This window comes from Sphingomonas horti (assembly GCF_009753715.1).
GTDB lineage: Bacteria > Pseudomonadota > Alphaproteobacteria > Sphingomonadales > Sphingomonadaceae > Sphingomonas_B > Sphingomonas_B horti.
The window spans coordinates 1-18,328 of record NZ_WQMS01000012.1; the positions used below are offsets into that span (position 1 = coordinate 1).

Below are 18,328 nucleotides of genomic sequence, written 5' to 3' on the forward strand. Positions count from 1 at the left end.
CAACAGGCCGGACACAAGACTGCACCCGACTAGCCGCCGACATCAAATCGCCACTTGCAACGCGGGAGCCATCCACACAGGACCTTCGCCGAAGCGGCCGTTGAACGGCAGCTCGCGACCCACAGCTGACATCTCCGAGGCGACCCAGAGACAACGGCGTGCTATGCACACGGGTTGAAGGGGGGCCAAATGGACCGCCAGATGGAGACGAGGCACCTTGCCGTCGCTGATCGAAACATCGCGGAAGGCGAGGCTCGGGTTGAACGGCAGCTTGAGTTGATTGAACGCCTGAAGATGCGAGGGGCGGACACGGCCACGGCGGAGGCTTTGCTCGACCTGCTTCGTCAGACGCTCATGGGGTGGAACCGCGAACGGGACCTTATCATCGCCACCCTCAATGCCTAGCGCACGCCGAGCCGCTGTCGTCCGAACTCCACCCGAACCTGTCATTCCCGCGCGTTTACGACACTTCCGGCTTGGCGGACTGACTCGCGCCCGTCTCTGCCGAAATGGCCACTGCTGTAAGGGGCCACTCCCCCAGATAGACCGCGTTTACGTGGTTGAGGCGCGAGCCAAGTCGGGTCCGGTCAATCCTGCCGCTCGCCCCTTGCGCGATTGCGCTTCATGATACCGCGAACGGTATCGGCTCGGGCATCACTGATTTCCTCGTCGTTGCTCTGCCCCTCTGGGCTTCTCGTGCGCACGGGACGTGGTCTCGGGCTATGTACTCTCGGTTTTGCAGACATTAAAATGCACTCCCAATGACCCGCCTCGTGAGAGGTTATGCTCCGCCTGCCAGATCGCAAGAGGGGTTAATCTGGGTTCCTCCGGCCCAGCTGCCGAAAAGATGCTGCGATACGTCCGGCGCGTGATACTGTGTTCCATCGATTGCGGTCGTGGCGCCCTACTCGTGAGAAGCGGCGATTTGGCCCCATGAAGGGAGACCAACCATGCTGCATCTTTCGACCCCACGATTTCCACTCGGCTGTGGATCGGCGGCGGTCTTGTTTTTCTGATAGCTGCCGGGCTCATGCTCTGGTCCTGCATCTCAGTCCACCGCTATGGACGCAGACGAGGCACCTTATACGGCTACAGGCGTTAGATTGCAGCTTCGCTGTCTCGGCGGCTGCCGTTCGATGATGTCTTGACCGAAAGAATTGCTGCCGGATTGCTGTTGCCCTTTGGCGAGTTCTCCAAAGCACTTGGAGGAACCGGGCACATATGGGGTCTGGACGTTCGTCACGGGAAGTACACAGCTCTGCCGCGAGTGTTCGATGATCCCCCATCAGCCGCGTCATGGCAATGAAAACTCCAACGGCGGCATCGGCCGGTGCCGCCTTGATCACATGGCCCCGCTCTCGAGACAGAGGGCGCTCGCTCGATTTTGGAGAGGTACGGAGGACGATATGGCAGACTGGGTGAAATGCACACCGCTCGGGCAAACAGAGCGGTCGATCTACATCAATGTCGAGCGCATCGTTGCGGTTGCAGGCGGCGAGAAGGGAAGCACTGTCATCTATGGCGCCCAGAACGGCACCGAGAGGGGCGAGATCGCCGTGACTGAGCCTCCAGAGTCGATCCTCGGCGGAAGCAGAATTCGGCATTCCTAGGTGCCAAGCGCGCACCCGATGTCAACGCGGCGCCGCGATAAAGATGCAGGAGCCGTCGCCACGGGATGGTGGTCGATGCCCAACGAGGCGTGCAATAGGGCGTATGAAGTTTGGGCCTTAGCGATGGTGCTGATCAGAGTGCGCTGGTGGGCCTGCCACCATGGATCAGCCGAGAGGAGCGACAGCCGCCCATGCTTGTATTCGGTCGCACTTGTCTCCGAGCGGTGCCCATGCGTGCTGCATAACGGGCGTCACCGCGGATACGCGCCGGCGAGCCGACACTTATAACCGCGCCATTTATTTGCGGGGGTAAAGTCGAGAGACGCGCGGATCCGCCGGTCATCGACGTTTACAAAGTTTATTTCGGGGCTGACCTGTCGCAATATTTCTCAAATCGTCGCAAGTTTATTTTCCGCCATGTGAACCGGAGTGACGCAGCCGTGTTCTGCTTTCTGAGCTAAGCTGAAGTGCATCCTGCATTTCGAGCAGAATATTCGCTCAGGGAGTGCTTCATGAAGAATTGGGTCTTCGCCGCGGCAGCGGCGGCCGGTCTGGCGGCGCCTGCCAGCGCAGCTGTTCTCACGCTGGAATCGATCACCAGCAATGGTGCGAACGACAACAGCTTCACATATCAGGGCACGCTAGGCGGCGACGAAGGTGTGCGCAGTGGTGACCGACTGATCATTTTCGATTTCGCCGGCTACATCGACGGATCCGTGTTCGCACCGAGCGGCGATGTCTTTGCGACCACCGAACTCACATCGAGCGCCTTCGTAACGCCCGGCTTCAACGATGATCCGACCGTTGCGAACCTCGTGTTCACCTACTTGGGCCCGGATTTCCGAAACACGGGCGGGCCTCTCACTCCGTTTGATTTCGATGGGCTGGGAGCTCGATCAACGCTCAGCGGCATCACGCAAGATGCGTTCTTCGCGCGTACGACCAAGAACAATCCTGACGGTGTCCCTGGAGGATCAAACACCTTTGTGTTTACGCTCGGCCAGGTCGGCGTGCCTGCCTCTGCGGTTCCTGAGCCGGCTACTTGGGCGCTGATGCTTGGCGGCTTTGGCCTGGTCGGCGCGGTCGCCCGCCGGCGCGAGCGGTTGGCGCACGCGATGTCCAACTAACCCTCTCTTAGCTGAGCCTTCCCCGCTGGGCTTGTGCCCAGCGGGGCCCTTTTTAAGGTTTACGCAATGCCGCCTATGATTTGCGGCGCGGCACCCCATATCACTCGTATCGCAGCACCCGCCACGAGCACCGCCGCGACTGAGAGATGCTTCGTGCTCCCGCTCAATCGAGGAGACGCGGCGTGGGTATCCATCAGTCGACTGCACCCATTAGTGACGGGCGATTTGCGACGACTTCGGCAGTATCGCCCAGCGGTTCCGAGGCGGATGCCCTCGAAGCCGCACTTGTCGACATGACCGCAACCTTCTGCAGCGATTTTGCGAATGGATTGGTGGGACAGCGGCACAACACATACGGACACCGCTCGCGCATTCTTCGTCAGATGTCAGGAAGGCTCACGGTAATGCGTGAGCGAGACCGCGTGGTCACGTCATGAACTCGCGCGAAGAGACGCCGGGCGAGGATCACGCGCTCCTCACGCATACCGCAGCCGCCGAAATGCATAGATACGGGATCACACGGGTGCCCGCCGACATCTTTCACTACCGCGAATATCCTTCCGCAAGCGGCGGCGATAGGAGCGATCGTGCGAGTGGTAAATCCGGTACGCGACGAAAGCCGCGACCAGCAGCGTCATGACCAGTATCAGGCTGTAGGCGATGATCAAACGAATTTCCATGGCCCGTCCTTTCGGCCGAGATCGGCGGTGTGGATCGCCACCGAGACGGTGACATCCGCTGTCATCCCTAGAAAAGCATCGGCGGTGCCGACGTACCGGCCATTGACGGGGCTCAGTTGGGCAATGTTCCGGCCAACGGCGACGGGCACCAGATGCGCTTCGCCCATACGTCCGTTTGTAGGATCAAACGCGATCCACCCCGCGCCGGGCAGATAGACTTCGGCCCAGGCGTGGGTGGCTCCGTGTTGGTTGCTTCGATCGGGGAGATCGATCGAGATCGGCGCGTCGAAAAGATAGCCGGACACCGCACGGGCCGCGAAGCCGAGGTGCCGAACCGCCTCGATAAACAGTGTGGCGAGATCGCGGCATGAGCCGGAGCCCAGATCGAGCGTCTCCTGTGGAGACTGCGTCCCCAATTCTTCACGCGTGACATAGGTTATGCCGTAGCCCGCGGCTGCATTCACATCTTTCAGCAGCGAAAGGGTGTCGGTGTCGGCGCCATGCACCAGCGCGGACGCCCAGGCCGCAAGCCGGCCGTCGGGGTCAGTATGCTCCGGGACGAGCAGCGCGCCCAGATCTTTGCGATCGTCGCGTGAATAGTCGAACGGGAAGCGGTGTGCGTACGGCGCGATCGCGAAGATGGGCCAGGCAGAGGCGGTCTGTTCGACCACCATCCGGTTGGTGATCACGAGCCGTTCCGCCGGGTGGAGGAAGGAAGCGGTCGCGATCAGGTTACCGAAGACATCCTGCGTCCACTCGAGCGCCGGCGTCGGCTCGCAGCCGATTTCGGCGCTGATCACCCGAAGGGCATGCGAGCCGCGCGGGCTGAGCATCATCCGGTGCGGAAGGATCTCGACCGGGATTCGGTATGCGTAGGTCGTCACATGGGAGATTTGCAGCCGCATTCCGTCGTCCTTTGGCTACCGACGGCGGCCTCGACCGACGTCGGCATGTCCACGGTCTGGATTCTCACTCAAGCTGCGGAGGTCAGCCAGCGGAGGCTCACCCACTGTGCGGTGTGCGTGCGCAAATTCTCGGCTGAGCAATTTGCGACCCTCTCGCAGCCCGGCGGCGAGGCCTTCCTTGGCCCATGCGGCTGCGGCCGCGTCGGCTATGATCCTGACGTGGTCGAGTGTGGCAGCGCGCGAGAGCGCCCGGTGATGCGCTTCCTGGGCGCGGCATAAGATCAGCGATGGCTGCATGGAACGGCCTTTCCAGAGGCGAGGAAGGGTAATCAGCCCTTCTTGAAGGGCTGAGTGGGCGGCGTGCCCTTCAATGAAGGATTGGACGCATTCTGCTTCGGAGGCGCCGGCCTCTTCGGCTTACGCGCCTCGCGGTTGCCGCGTTGTTGTCCCTTGGCCATGTAGTAATCCTTTTCGAAAGCGGCCCCTCGGGCTGCAGGTGGTCAGCGTCTGAAGAGCGACAGGACCGGGCGAGCCCCTGCTGCGCAATGCGGCCTGCCGAATTGGGCGTGCGCCAGCTTCTCCGCCTCGGTCGTCTGCATTTGAGCGACCGCGGCGATGCGCCGGGCAGGCCGAACGAAACGGGTGCTGGGAGTGGTTTGCACGAAAATGCTCCGCGTCAGAGCGGGAGCGTGAAGAACTCTCAGTCGCGGCCAAGCTCGAGACGGACGGCGCGATCAAAGGAATATGGAGACGCCAACCCCTCCACGCCACCCCACTGGCCAAATAATCCTGAATTGCTCCCCGGTTGGACTTCTTGTTCATGAGATTGTGCAGTGCAGCAACTTCCCCAACGCTGCGGTCGTTCTGCAGCTGTCAGGGCTTCCGCCGTGGCCAGGAGAACGCCGCATGCGAAGCTTGAATGACACTCTCACTCGCCTTTCTGCGCTCCGCAGCATGTCGCCGGGAGCAACAAGCATCGCGAGCCAAGACCGGTTGACGGGCCTGGCGGCGTTCGGCTCAAACCCGGGCGCGCTTCGGGCCCGCTTCTACGTGCCCGAACCACGCCGCGCGTCCGCACCCCTGGTCGTCGTGCTGCACGGCTGCACCCAGGATGCCGCCGGCTATGATCGTGGCTCGGGCTGGTCCCAGCTGGCCGATGAGCAGGGATTCGCGCTTCTGTATCCCGAGCAGCAACGCGCCAACAACGCCAACCTGTGCTTCAACTGGTTCAACTCAACCGATACGCAGCGCAATTCCGGCGAGGCGCTGTCCATCCGTCAAATGGTCTCCGCAATGGTTACCGCACACGGACTTGATCCGACCCGAGTTTACGTGACCTGCCTTTCTGCGGGCGGCGCGATGGCGTCGGTGATGCTCGCCACTTATCCAGATGTATTTGCCGGTGGCGCGATCATCGCGGGACTGCCTTATGGCACTGCCACATCGGTTCCCGAGGCGTTCGACCGAATGCAAGCGCATGGCGGACCACCGGCGGCAGCGCTCGGCGAGCTCGTCGCAGCGGCATCCAATCACCGCGGCCAGTGGCCAACGATATCGGTCTGGCATGGTGACAACGACTCGACCGTGAGCGCCGCTAATGCGGCCCTCATCGTTGAACAATGGCGCGCGCTCCATGGGGTTGCAGCCCAGCCAACCGCGATCGAGGACGTTGATGGGCACCCACGCCACATCTGGCACGATGGCAACGGGCGGGAAGTGATCGAGGAGTATCGCATTTTGGGCCTCGGCCACGGCACTCCACTCAGCACTTCCGGCAGCGCTGCCTGCGGCACTGTCGGGCCATACATGCTCGAGGCAGGGATATCTTCGACACGACAGATTGCTCGCTTCTGGGGCCTGATGCCAACACAGGGGAAAGCCCGGACAAAGCCCGCCGCCGCTGCCGAACTGCGAGCGCCTCCAGCGCCCGCGACGTCGGCTGTGCCTACGATCAAGCGCAGCAGAGTGCAGCCACTACGACAGCCGGTGACGGGCGACGTGGGACGGGTGATAGATGCCCTGCGCGCCGCTGGCCTGATGCGCTGACCGCAGCAGCGGAAGGAACTTCATTGGAGCTCTCGCACCCTCTCTACGTGCTGCTTCTGACAGGATTAGGTGCGCTGGTGCTGATGACGGCGTGGCTGCCGATGCTTCTGCGCAAGACACCGCTGTCGCTGCCGATCCTCTGCGTGGCCGCGGGAGCGGCCCTGTTCGCGTTGCCGCCGCTCAGGCCCTTCGCTGTCCATCCGCTGAAATTCCCGGTGATGGTGGAGCGGCTCAGCGAGCTTGTCGTCATCGTCTCGTTGATGGGCGCGGGGCTAAAGATCGACCGGATGATCGGGCTGCGCAGCTGGGCACTGACCTGGCGGCTGCTTGGTATCGCGATGCCGATCACCATGCTGATCGTTGCGTGCCTCGCATGGGGGCTGACGGGAGCGGGTGCGGCTGCAGCCCTGCTGATCGCTGCCGTGCTCGCGCCGACCGACCCGGTGCTCGCCAGCGACGTTCAGGTAAGTGGCCCCGGCAAAGGCACAGAGGACGAAGCGCGCTTTGCATTAACATCGGAGGCCGGGTTCAACGACGGCTTTGCCTTCCCGTTCGTCCATCTTGCGATCGCGCTCACAGCGGCGACGTTCGTCGCCGGCGATCTGCTGGAATGGTTCATACGAGACCTGCTGTGGAAGACGATCCTCGGCGCAGCCATGGGCTATGCCATAGGCCGGGGCCTCGGCTATCTCACCTTCCATCTCCCGATGCGCGCTAACCTCTCGCGCACCGGGGACGGCTTTGTCGCGCTGGCGGCGACGCTGCTCGCTTATGGCGTGGCCGAAATGCTAGGCGGCTTCGGTTTCCTGGCTGTCTTCGTGTCGGCGCTCGCGCTTCGCAACGCGAGCCGCGATCATGAGTATCACCAACGGCTTCATGGCTTCGCAGAAGAAGCGGAGCGGCTGTTGATGATGGTGCTGCTCGTCCTCTTCGGCGGCATGGTCGCCTTTGGTGGTCTGCTCGCGTCTTTGGACGGGCGGATGCTGCTGTTCGTGGCCGGCGTCCTGCTCGTTGCACGTCCGGCCGCCGGCGTCTTCAGCCTGCTAGGATCAAATTTGCCTTGGCGCGAGCAACTGGTGATATCCTTCTTCGGCATCCGCGGGATGGGCTCGATCTACTATCTCGCATTCGCGCTCAATCATGCCCCCTTTGCCGACCCTCGCCGGCTGTGGGCGATCGTCGGCGGCGTGGTGCTCGCCTCGATTCTCCTCCACGGCATCACCGTCACGCCGGCGCTAGCGTTGCTCGATCGCTGGCAGCGGCGCCGCGGCGAAATGTCCCCGTGATGCCTGCCATCTCCGGGTAGAAGTGTGATCGGGCTCTGCAGCTTACTCGCTGTCGATATATCAAAGCCCGAGCGGGCCACATTGGCCAGCAGGCCGGCCGCGTGCGCCCGCACTGCGCCCTTTGCGGCCTATCGGGCCGGCTCAGGGGAACGGCAGCATTGCGCCCAATTGCGACATTCGCCGCGGATTCAGATTGCTCCGAAGCTGACATTCACCGGTCGCGTTTCGAGAAATTGTTCGGCGTCCGCTCTCGCCTTGTGAATCATGATGTTGAGGTTTGCGGGTTTCGACCCTGCGTTCGCCCACTGCTCGGTCGCCTCGAAGGCCCGCAGAGCGGGCCGTGGAAGACGGCCAATCACTCACCTATAGCTCGCTGCTCATATCCATGCAGGAGGTCAGGGAGATCTCAACGGCCTCCAGTCAACGCGAAGGCCGTTCAGCTGGCGGGCGGAGCCGAGCGTTGGCTGCGGGCAAAGTCCCTCGATTCAACCAGACGTGGCTGCGTACAAGAGGGCCGCTCCGAAGCCAGTCGCACCCTTGGGGCAGGTCGCGCGGTCCTTGATCGCGAACTCAAGCCGGGTCATCTCGACATGTGCCCATGGCACCACACCGGCAGATCGCTTCAGCAGCCGTACGATGTATCCGCTATCGTTGCCATGAACCATATAGTCGGTCGCCTGCAGTAAGTCGGCCACATCAGATTGACGAAGATCTTCGTCGAGTTCCGGGTCCGCCGGCAAATGCCACAGCGGCTCTGATGCCCGGTTTCCAGCCTCGATCATCCGTTCGCGTAGCGGCAGGTCGTCGCAATAAAGGCCGCCGTAACGCAGCCCGAGACCGAAAAATCCCGATCCGCCGAGGGTCCCCAGGCTGATGATCGTGCTCGGCGAAAAGCGAGTTCGTGCGTACCAGATTGCGTCGGCAAGCACGACGCGTCCTTCTGCATCGGTGTTGACGATCTCGATCGTATCTCCGCGGGCCAGGCGGATGATGTCGCTCGGCCGGAACGAGGCGCCCGAAAGAGCATTCTCCGCGAGCGGGATCACCCCGACCGCGTTGACCGGCTCGTTGCTGCGGGCAAGCGCGAGCAGCGCTCCGGCGACCGCTGCGCCTCCCGCCATGTCGCCCTTCATCGGCGCCAGCATCGCATGGGGCTTGAGATCCAGCCCACCGGTGTCGAAGGTGATGCCCTTGCCGACCAGGCAGACCGGCGCCTCGTCATGGGCGCCGCCTCGCCAGCGCAAGATGAGAAGGCGGGGCGGGTGAACGCTGCCGCCCCCGACCGCCAGGATGCCCTCCATTCCCTCGCGCGCGAGATCCGTCTCGTCGAGCACCTCCAGCTCGATGCCGAGTCGCCGGAAGTCCTGAAGCGCGTCAACAAAGCCTTGCGGCGTCATGCTGTTAGGGGGCTCGTTGACCAGATCCCGTGCGAGGAACGTGCCTGCCGCGATCGGGCTCAGGCGGCCAAAGGCGTCACAGACCTCAGCGGGTCTTGCGACATGGATCTTGAGTTCTTCTAGTTGCGCCGGCTCGAGCGTGCGCGTCCCGGTCCGCCACTTGCGGAACCGGTAGGAGCCGAGCCTTGCGCCATAGGCGATGTCCGCCACCGCCGCGTCGGGCAGATCGCAATCGGCCCACCGCAAGTCCAGGTGGACGCCGCGCTCCCCGCGCGCAGCCGCCTCCCGGACGATCGCGCCGCCGATGCATTTGAGGGCGTCCCGGCCCGGCGTCCACCCGACGCGCTCGCCCAATCCGGCGATCAGCAGCCGCCGCCACGGCAGCCCCGCCGGTAACGGGGCGCTGATGCATTCGCCCGGCTTGCCCTCGAACCGGCCGCACGCCCGATCCGCGGCAATCGCTGCGCTGAGGATCGCCTGCAGCCGCGCGTCATCGGCGCAGGCGGATCCGGTCTGGTCTTCGCCGGCGAATACCCCGACGGCGAGGACGGGCCAACGCGGCAGTTCATCACCGCAGAAATCGATGTTCATCATGACGGACTCTTCGACACGTGAGGAAAGAAAAGGAGAGGGCCCGCCGGCGGTATATCCACGTCCTGAGCTTGCCCCTCGTTGGGAGTGCTGGACGTCCGGGCGGCAAGGCGCCGCTGGATGATCGCGTGCCGTCGCTGATCGATGGGGAAGCGCCATAGCGCCAGTGCCGCGGGCACGAGCAACAGTGGCGGGATGGCACCCGCAACCCAGCGCAAGGCGGCAAGACCACCGGCGTCATTGTGACCGGTCGCGGAGAAGCCGAGCAGATCTAGCAGGGGAAAGACCAGGCCGACGCCGATGGCCAGGCCGAATTTCTGCGCGACGTTCAGGACGGCGATGTACCCGCCTGCATTGTCGCCGCCGCTCCTGAGCGTACCATAATCCACCACGTCCGCCACGATAGCGGTCGGGAGAATCCAGAGTGCCGCGTTGGTGAAGCCGAATAGGAAAAAGACGATCGCCGCATCGGCGGCATGGCCGGGCCGGATGAGCATGGTGATGGCGATCGCGACCAGGGCCCCGCCGAGCAGTGATGCCGCGAGCACCCGGTGCTTGCCGAACCGGGTGGCCAACCGGACGATCATCGGCGCGAAGGCGATCGACACGCCATATTGCAGGAAAACGTAAGGAAGGAAGCCGCCCGGCGCCCTGATGTAGTTGGTGAACAGCATCACGAAGATGGAATCGAAGCCCGACCAGGCCATGCGGAAGAGCATGTAGATGGCGAGGAAGCGTGCGAAGGGCCGGTTCTTCAGGATGCCGGCGAACTCTGCCAGGCCTGAAACGGGTCGCTTTGCCGCCTGGTCCAGTTCATCCCGGCACCAAAGGGCGCCGCTCAGCGCCGAGAGTGGAATGAGCACCAGCAGCACGGTCGTAAACAGCAGCAGCACCTGCGCCAGTGCCGGCTCGCTGCCGCGGAAGACGAGAATGGGCAAGCCCACCGAGACGACCACGCCGAGCATGCTTCCCGCCTCGCGGACGCCCGCGATCCGCGTGCGCTCGCCATAGTCCTTGGACAACTCCACGCCCCAGGACAGGTACGGAATCTGGATCGCGCCCCAGGCCGAATAGATCAGGATCGTGACCAGCGCGATGTAGAGTGTTGACGCATGGGCGGGCGGCACGAAGCACAGGTAGATCGCCAGCATCAACACCGGCGCTGAAAACAGCACCCAGGACTTGCGCCGGCCCAGGCTCAATCTTGTCTTGTCCGAAAGATGCCCGAACAGCGGGTCGACGGCGGCATCCCAGATGCGGCCGCCAAACATGATCAACCCGATCGCGGACATGCTGATGCCGATTTCTTCGGCATAGAAAGATGGCAGATAGGTCCCGAGAGAGACGTTAAGAATGGCGAGGGGGACCGCAAGGCTCGAATAGGATAAAATCGTCCATTTCGACAGCGTAGTTGTTTGACGCATCCTGCATTCTGCCCACGCAACATCGCCCACCGAAGCGATATTTCGCTCGATATGAGAATGGCGATTCGAACGAACCTCTATGGATGTGCTAGCAGAGTGGTAGAGCAGTTCAATAGAAATCAATCAGATTTTGAATTGTCGTCTCTCGCCAGCAGCGCCATGCCGGAAGCCAGCCACGCGCTCCTGAACGCGGTGCGAAGGTCATGCTCATGCTCGCGCCACCCATTGGCGTGATCCCGATTGAGGCTGCGCAGGCTCGGCAGCACACAGGCGCAGATGAACTCTGCCCGCCATCGGGCCTGATCGTGCGGCAGGTGCGCCGCGGCCGCGGCGAGCGCAGTTCCGAAACGTTGCTGGTAATCGAGAAACGGCTGGGGCCAGTCGCTTATCTCGCCGCGATTGATCGCCTGGTTCGCCTGCAGTTCGAGGTCCAGCAGCAGATGTCCGAGGCCATCGGACTGGAAGAAGGAGTCGAGCAGCGGGTCGATCCAGGAGACCAGCAGCGCCTCGATTCTGGCTGCTGGCGCAACATCGTTCATCTGTGCGGACAAGCGCTCCAGCTCTGATTGCCGGCGTTCGAGGATCGGCAGGAAGCGGCGGTCAAGGATCGCACCATAGAGCTTCTCCATCGATCCAAAATGGTAGCTCACCGCCGCGATGTTCGTGCCGGCGCGCTGCGTCAGGAGACGGAGTGACGTGCCGCCGAACCCGGCCGTGCTGAACAGCTCCTCCGCGGCAGAGATGAGCCGCTCCATGGTTTCCGATCCGGCCCGGTTCTCGCGCCGATTCTGCTTGCTTGCCGCCATCACGCCGCCTTTTTCCAGCCGTTTACACAGCTTTTCAAAAATCGCTTGAACTCTAAAAGTGATTGAATAATGATCCGCACCGAAAGAGGCAAGAAGGGGCCGCCAGTGCGTGATCCGATCAGAATGGCGGTTCCCAAGCTCGTGCTGGCAATGGCTGCCATCGTTGCGACTGCTCCGCTTGCGGCGGCGCCCGCGGTCACCACCGTCTTCACTCATGTTGCAGTGGTCACGATGCAGGACGCAACGGCATTGAACAACCGCGTCGTCGAGGTGCGCGGTAACACCATTGCCGCGATCCGGCCGGCTCGCGGCTACAGGGCGCCGAAAGGCGCGCGGGTGATTGACGGCCGCGGCATGTTCCTAATGCCGGGATTGGCCGACATGCACACGCACGTCGCAGAATATCAGACGCAACCGGATTTCCTGGCTCACTATCTCGCCTACGGCGTCACCACAATCAGGACCCTGAGCGGCAATCCCGATCTTCTGCGCCTGCGCGACGTCATCGCCCATCGCGAGAGGCTTGCGCCGAGGCTCTGGGTCAGCGGGCCGATCATCACGGGACCGCAGGGCGCTGCTGGTGATGGCGGCCCGCAGAAGATCGTCGTCCGAACAGCGGAGGAGGCCCGCGCTGCGGTCGATAGGCAGATCGACGCCGGCTATGACCTCGTCAAACTCTACGACGGCCTGTCCCAGGAGGCATTCCTGGCCGCCGCGCGCGAGGCCAAAAGCCGAGGCTTCTATTCCATCGGCCATCTTCCCGACCAGATGCCCCTGGATATGGCGTTGGCCTCCGGCCTCGACGAAATTGCGCACGCCGACGAACTCGTGAGCTATCACTGGATCGGCTACGATCCCGCGCGCCAATACAGCTCTGACGGCATTGCCCCCCTTGGTATCGATCGGGGTACGATTCCCGCAACCGTCGCGCTTATCCGGGAGAACCGTGTCGCAGTCGTATCCAATCTCATCACCGACCAGACCGTCTATGAAGGCATCGCTGATACGACGGCTCTGCTGAGCGCGCCGCAATATCGTGAAGTGCCCCGGCCGCTGCTCGACCGCTGGCGGACGCAGGGCCGATTCGTCAAATGGCGCGGGCAGGGCCCGTATCGCCGGGATACGATCCAGCCGTTCCTCCAGCAGCTTGTCCTGCAGATGCAGCGGGCCGGCATCGTGCTGACGGTCGGTTCGGATCTGGGCGTCGAAGGCATGGTGCCGGGATTTCATCTTGTTCGGGACGTCCAACTGCTCGAAGAGGCGGGTCTGACCCCGTTCGAGGCACTTTCGGCGGCCACCCGCAATGCCGCGGCGGTCGCCGCCCGAATGGGAAAACCCGCCAATTGGGGCAGGGTCGCCATAGGTTATCGCGCAGATCTGGTGCTGCTCGGCGGGAACCCGCTCTCGAGCACGCGTAACCTCTGGCTCGTCAAAGGCGTGATGCTGGCCGGCGAGTGGATTCCTCCCGATCGGCTTGCGGAGTTGAAGCGGGCAGGTGTGCCCCGCTTCGGCGAGCGTCAGCTTTCGGCGAAGCGATAGGCAGCGGCTCGGCGCCGCCACCGGCTTTCAACAAGACAAGCAAACAGAACCACCGCCCTGAGGCAGGTGGATAGGAGTGGAACACATGGCCCTGAACACCTGCATCCGAACCCGAACGCGCTTCTGTGCAGCGATACTGCTGTCGGCTACGTCGTTGAGCGGCACTGCGCTGGCCCAAGCTGCCGCCGAGCCTAGCGCGCTCGAGTCGGCGCCGACTCTTGCCGAAGACGGTCAGACCGGGGTGACCGAAGACATCATTGTGACCGCGACCCGTCGCGCGACGCGTCTGCAGGAAACGCCTATTTCGGTATCGGCCGTCACTGGCGAGGAGCTTGAGCGCAACAACATCCGGCAATTCGCCGATCTGGAAAGCATGCTGCCCAACGTCCGCGTGCCCGACGGTCTCAACGGCGGCGGTAACAGCATCACCATTCGTGGCATCACCGCCCAGGCTCGTGAGGGGACCGGCATCGAGCAGCCGGCCGGCGCTTATCTCGACCAGGTCTATTACGGGCCGCGCGGATTCCTCGATCGCGTGATCTTCGACATCGACCGGATCGAGGTTCTGCGCGGTCCGCAAGGCACGTTGTGGGGGCGCAACGCTGCTTCCGGCGCGATCAGCTACACGACGCGCCGTCCGACGGCTTCGCTGGACGGCTATGTGCGCGCCACGTTGGGGAACTTCGACCTTCGCAACGTCGAGGGGGCGATCTCGGGTCCGATTGTCGACGATCTGCTGAAGGTCCGCTTGTCAGGCGTTCATTTCGAGCGTGACGGCTACACCCGCGACGTGAACGGCGGCAGCTTCGGCACCGAGAACCAGGATGCGGTACGGGCCCAGTTTGCCCTCACTCCCGCAGAGGGATTCGATCTGGTCGTGATCGGCCAATATCTCTGGTCGAAGCGTCGTCCCGATGCGCCCCTCTGGTACGGTTTGCCTGGCTTTGCTGGTCCGCCGGAACTGGCCGTGGGGCAGGATTTCCGGCACCGGCGCGCGGCAACCGACGGGCCAGGCATCGTTGATGAAACGCTGCGCTCGGTGACAGCCATCGTGACCTATGCGCTGGGCAAGGCGACGCTGACATCGGTCACCGGCTATTTCGTCGGAGATCTGTTCTCGCTCAACGACGACGAAGGTTCCGCCCTGGATCTCGCGGTGATCGGCGCGGGCAGTCCAGGGCGGCCCGATCGAACCAAACGCTTCACGCAGGAACTCCGCCTTGCAACGCCGCGGCTCGGCGGTGTCGTCGAGGCGACTCTCGGGGGCTATTACTACCTTGAGACGACCCGAGGCACCGGCAGCAGCCGCACCGGCCGCTATGTCTTCGACCTGCTCGCAGACCTGGGCGTTCCCGCGCAGGACATCGACCCCGGCGCGCCCACGGGCACGGTTGCGATCACTGCTCTGTCGGCCTCGCGATCGAAGACGCGATCCTATGCGGCCTTTGGACAGGCGAACGCGTATGTGCGCGACGATCTGTGGCTGACAGCTGGTATGCGGCTCAACTACGAGAAGAAGAATTTCTCGGCCGGCGACGGTGTGGCCTATTATGGCGCCGGCGACACACTGCTGCGGCTGGTCCCGGTTGGCGCGCTGGCGTCAGTCAAGCCATTCGAAGATACCGTGTTCACGCCGATGGCGGGCATCAACTACAAGCCTTCGGAGCGGCTGTTTTTCTACTTCACTTACTCGCAAGGCTATAAGAGCGGCGGCTTCAACACCAGCGCGATCGTCAATCCGACGGCGCGGACGGGCTTTGGGCCCGAACGGGTCACCAATTACGAAGCGGGCGCGCGCACCGAATGGTTCGATCGCAGGCTGACCGTCAATCTGACCGGCTTCGTAATGGATTATGCCGACCTGCAAGTGGAGCGACAGCGGAGCAATGCCGGCGTTGGATTTACCGAGGTGGTCAATGCGGGCCGGGCCCGCAGCCAGGGCGTCGAGCTTGAGACGATCGCGCGCGTCACACCGGACTTCCAGCTGAACGCCACCGCTGCCTATCTAGATGCGCACTTCGTGACGTTCGCAACGGACGCCGGGGACTTTTCGGGGAACCGTCTGCCGTTCGCACCGCGCTTCTCAGGCAACCTCGGCGCGCGCTACGACCTTCACCCGAGCCCTGAACTTAGCGCCTATGTGCAGGGAAATGTCCGGTACAGCGGCAGCTATTTCCTTGAGGTCGAGAACCGCGCGCTGGGGCGTCAGGCGGCGCATGCCCTGGTCGATGCCCGGGTTGGGCTGAAAAGCAAAAAGGGGTGGGAACTCGGTCTGTGGGCGCGCAACCTGACCAATCATCTCGTCAAGGCGGACTATAATTCGGCGATCGAGGACAATGCGCTGATCTTCCAGGGTTCATCCTTCTATGTGTTCGCGCCGCCCCGAACCTTCGGCGCAGATTTCACGCTCCGCTTCTGATCCGCCCGATCTCCGCGGCGCCAGCGCCGCTTCCCCCCGCGCTGCGAGGACCCATGCATCACGACGTCATCGAAGTCTCCCCCCGCGCACGTTCCCTCCTTGCAGAAGCGCTGGTCTGGGACATGGTCTATCCGCTTGAGCCATGGGCGGGGAATGATCTCGACAGTCTCGCGCGCCTCAAGGCGGCGGGCTATGACATGGTATCGCTGACGGTCGCGGGCGATGACCATGATGTCGGTCAGGCATTTGAGCGGGTCGCCGCGGCCCGGGCGCAGATTCAGGAACGCAGCGACGCTCTACACCTCGTCGAAGTCATCGAAGATGTCGCCGCGTCAAAGGCAGCCGGAAAGCTGGGCGTCGGTCTCCATTTCGAAGGCACGCGCTGCTTCGGACGAAAGGTTGACTCGATCGAGGCGTTCGTCCGCCTGGGCGTGAGGCATACGCTGCTCGCGTTCAACAGCGCCAACTCGGCTGGATCGGGTTGCGCGGAACCGCATGATGGCGGGCTCACCATGTTTGGTCGCCGACTGGTATCCGAAATGCAGCGGGTCGGCATGCTCCTCGATCTCAGTCATGTCGGGTTCCGCACCTCGATGGACGCGATGGAGATTGCGATCCGCCCGGTGATGTTCAGTCATTCGAACGTAGCTGCGCTGGCGCCCAGCTTTCGAAACCTGAGCGACGAGCAGATCAAGGCCTGCGCAGCCACAGGCGGCGTCATCGGACTCTCGGGCTCGAGCAGCTACCTCGGCGACGAGGCGGTCAGGCCGCAAACGCTTTTCGCTCACCTCGACTATATCGTTCAGATGGTCGGCCCCGCGCATGTCGGCCTCGGCCTCGATCTGGTTGTCGATGCGCAAAAGGTCACTGAATATGCGCGGGCACGGCCGGACGAGTGGCCGATGGCCAGGGATCCCGACTGGCCGGGCTTTCGCTATTTCCCGCCCGAGCAACTGCCCGCCCTTGTCGAGCAGATGATCGGGCACGGCTATGATGACCAATCTGTGAAGGCCATTCTCGGCGGGAACCATCAACGCGTCTGTGCTGCGGCCTGGGCTGCCTGACATGCTGAGCGCAACCGAGATCGCTGAGGCTGTCCATTCTTCCCAGGTATCAGCGCGCGAGATGGTGCGCCTTGCAATCCAGCGCATCGAGGAGCGGGACAGCGCGGTCAATGCCTTCTGTGTCCGTGACTTCGAACGTGCCGAGGCAATGGCCGCCGATATCGACGAGCGTCTCGCGCTTGGCGAGGATCCGGGCCCGCTGGCCGGCGTTCCCCTGGCGGTCAAGGATCTGGAGCATGCCGAGGGCCTGCCGACACGGCGCGGCAGTCTTTTCCACCGCCGCGCCGAGCCCGAACCGCGCGACATGCCGCATGTGGCGCGGCTGCGCGCGGCCGGCGCGATCGTCCTGGGGAAGGTCACGACGGCCGAGTTCGGCTTTGCCGGAACCTGTGACACCAAGCTTCACGGCACGACTCGAAACCCGTGGCGGCTCGACCGCACGCCGGGCGGCAGCAGCGGCGGCTCCGCCGCGGCCGTTGCCGCAGGCATGGTGCCGGTCTGCACCGGTAGCGACGGGGCGGGGTCAATCCGCGGCCCCGCCGCCTTTTGCGGTCTGGTGGGTTTGAAAGTCAGTCACGGTCGGATTGGGCGGGCTGACGGAGCATCCGAGAATTCCCAGTTCGGAGTCCTCACCAGCACTGTTGCCGATACAGCGCGCTGCCTCGACATCATGGCGGGTCCGGTCGAGCTGGACCGGATGAGCCTGCCGCGGGTGTCCTTCTCCTATGAGCGCGCTGCGCAAACACTGGACGTTGCCGGGCTGAAGGCCTGCTGGTCGGACGATATGGGCTTTGCAGTTGTCGATCCGGAAGTGGCCGACATCGCGCGCTCGGCCGCGATGCATCTGATCGGCGCAGCGGGGTTGCAGCACCTGCCGCGGCCGGTCCGCTTCTCGAACATCTATCCAGCCGTGGGGCAGCTCTACACTTATCGTCTCGTGAGCCGGCTGGAAGCGGCCGGGTATCTGCCCGACCGATGGGATGCGCTTTCCGACGAGGTTCGCCGCAACTTTGAGCGCTTTCCGCCCGGGTCGGATGGCGAGCGGATCCGTGCCGAGGACATGATCGCAAAGCTGCAGCTGGAGGTGGCGGAATTCTTCGGATCGGCGGACCTGCTGCTGACCCCGACGACCGCCTGCACGGCCTTCGGCGCCGCCGACCCAGCGCCGCTGACCATCGCCGGGCAAGACGCGCGCGACACCCAGGATTGCCCGCTGACGCCGCTCGCGAACTTCACCTGGCATCCGTCGATTTCGGTCCCCGCCGGTCACACGCGCGACGGACTGCCTGTTGGCCTGATGATCACCGGCCCGCGTCACCGCGACGACATTGTCCTTCGACTGGCGCGCATCCTGGAGGACGTGCGGCCTTGGCCGAGAACAGCTCCAGCGTTCGCTTAACCGCTTGCGAGACGCCAAACCAAATCAAGGACGAG

Annotated in this window: 15 protein-coding genes; 9 read left to right on the top strand and 6 right to left on the bottom strand. The window is 63.5% G+C overall.

Annotation, left to right across the window (positions count from 1 at the left end):
- The first annotated feature begins 189 nt into the window (after positions 1–189).
- The 3 genes from GON01_RS09420 to GON01_RS16975 all read left to right on the top strand — a co-directional run bounded on the left by GON01_RS09420 (position 190) and on the right by GON01_RS16975 (position 2,737).
- Complete coding sequence (locus GON01_RS09420; protein WP_157027134.1) at positions 190–405, top strand: hypothetical protein; 216 nt, start codon at positions 190–192, stop codon at positions 403–405.
- 1,001 nt (positions 406–1,406) lie between these two features.
- Positions 1,407–1,610 (top strand): hypothetical protein, encoded by a 204-nt coding sequence (locus GON01_RS09425; RefSeq protein WP_157027135.1) that lies wholly within the window; start codon positions 1,407–1,409, stop codon positions 1,608–1,610.
- 512 nt (positions 1,611–2,122) lie between these two features.
- Entirely contained in the window at positions 2,123–2,737 is a 615-nt protein-coding gene (locus GON01_RS16975) for a PEPxxWA-CTERM sorting domain-containing protein (protein WP_232328768.1), read from the top strand.
- Between the two features lie 515 nt (positions 2,738–3,252).
- Here GON01_RS16975 and GON01_RS09435 read toward each other — a convergent pair.
- From GON01_RS09435 to GON01_RS17200, 3 genes are all read right to left on the bottom strand, one after another.
- Positions 3,253–3,417, bottom strand: a complete 165-nt coding sequence (locus GON01_RS09435) for a hypothetical protein (protein ID WP_157027136.1) — start codon at positions 3,415–3,417, stop codon at positions 3,253–3,255.
- Positions 3,402–4,322 carry a transglutaminase family protein gene (locus GON01_RS09440; RefSeq protein WP_157027137.1) on the bottom strand — a complete coding sequence of 307 codons (921 nt, stop codon included), beginning with the start codon at positions 4,320–4,322 and terminating at the stop codon, positions 3,402–3,404. The genes GON01_RS09435 and GON01_RS09440 overlap by 16 nt, the downstream gene beginning before the upstream one ends.
- Before the next feature lie 329 nt (positions 4,323–4,651).
- A complete protein-coding gene (locus GON01_RS17200; protein ID WP_258558457.1) occupies positions 4,652–4,780 on the bottom strand; it encodes a hypothetical protein in 129 nt (42 codons plus the stop codon).
- A gap of 535 nt (positions 4,781–5,315) precedes the next feature.
- Between GON01_RS17200 and GON01_RS09450 the strand changes: the two genes are divergently transcribed.
- Entirely contained in the window at positions 5,316–6,368 is a 1,053-nt protein-coding gene (locus GON01_RS09450) for an extracellular catalytic domain type 1 short-chain-length polyhydroxyalkanoate depolymerase (RefSeq protein ID WP_332308481.1), read from the top strand.
- Between the two features lie 23 nt (positions 6,369–6,391).
- On the top strand, positions 6,392–7,654 hold the full coding sequence (locus GON01_RS09455) for a cation:proton antiporter (RefSeq protein ID WP_157027140.1): 1,263 nt from the start codon (positions 6,392–6,394) through the stop codon (positions 7,652–7,654).
- Positions 7,655–8,139: 485 nt separating this feature from the next.
- On the opposite strand, the gene GON01_RS09460 is transcribed toward GON01_RS09455, so the two are convergent.
- Genes GON01_RS09460 through GON01_RS09470 form a run of 3 tightly spaced genes read right to left on the bottom strand, consistent with a single transcriptional unit; the run spans position 8,140 to position 11,872 of the window.
- On the bottom strand, positions 8,140–9,645 hold the full coding sequence (locus GON01_RS09460) for a leucyl aminopeptidase family protein (protein ID WP_181600201.1): 1,506 nt from the start codon (positions 9,643–9,645) through the stop codon (positions 8,140–8,142).
- A complete protein-coding gene (locus GON01_RS09465) occupies positions 9,642–11,189 on the bottom strand; it encodes an MFS transporter (protein WP_157027142.1) in 1,548 nt (515 codons plus the stop codon). Before GON01_RS09465 ends, GON01_RS09460 begins: the two co-directional genes overlap by 4 nt.
- Complete coding sequence (locus GON01_RS09470) at positions 11,186–11,872, bottom strand: TetR/AcrR family transcriptional regulator (protein WP_181600202.1); 687 nt, start codon at positions 11,870–11,872, stop codon at positions 11,186–11,188. The genes GON01_RS09465 and GON01_RS09470 overlap by 4 nt, the downstream gene beginning before the upstream one ends.
- Before the next feature lie 69 nt (positions 11,873–11,941).
- Between GON01_RS09470 and GON01_RS09475 the strand changes: the two genes are divergently transcribed.
- The 4 genes from GON01_RS09475 (at position 11,942) to GON01_RS09490 (ending at position 18,293) form a co-directional block, all read left to right on the top strand.
- On the top strand, positions 11,942–13,411 hold the full coding sequence (locus tag GON01_RS09475; protein ID WP_157027144.1) for an amidohydrolase family protein: 1,470 nt from the start codon (positions 11,942–11,944) through the stop codon (positions 13,409–13,411).
- 259 nt (positions 13,412–13,670) lie between these two features.
- Entirely contained in the window at positions 13,671–15,830 is a 2,160-nt protein-coding gene (locus GON01_RS09480) for a TonB-dependent receptor (protein WP_198159824.1), read from the top strand.
- A 53-nt stretch (positions 15,831–15,883) separates the two neighbouring features.
- Positions 15,884–16,894, top strand: coding sequence for a dipeptidase (locus tag GON01_RS09485; protein WP_157027146.1), 1,011 nt, complete (start codon positions 15,884–15,886; stop codon positions 16,892–16,894).
- Positions 16,895–16,955: 61 nt separating this feature from the next.
- Positions 16,956–18,293 carry an amidase gene (locus GON01_RS09490; protein ID WP_181600204.1) on the top strand — a complete coding sequence of 446 codons (1,338 nt, stop codon included), beginning with the start codon at positions 16,956–16,958 and terminating at the stop codon, positions 18,291–18,293.
- Positions 18,294–18,328: the final 35 nt, after the last annotated feature.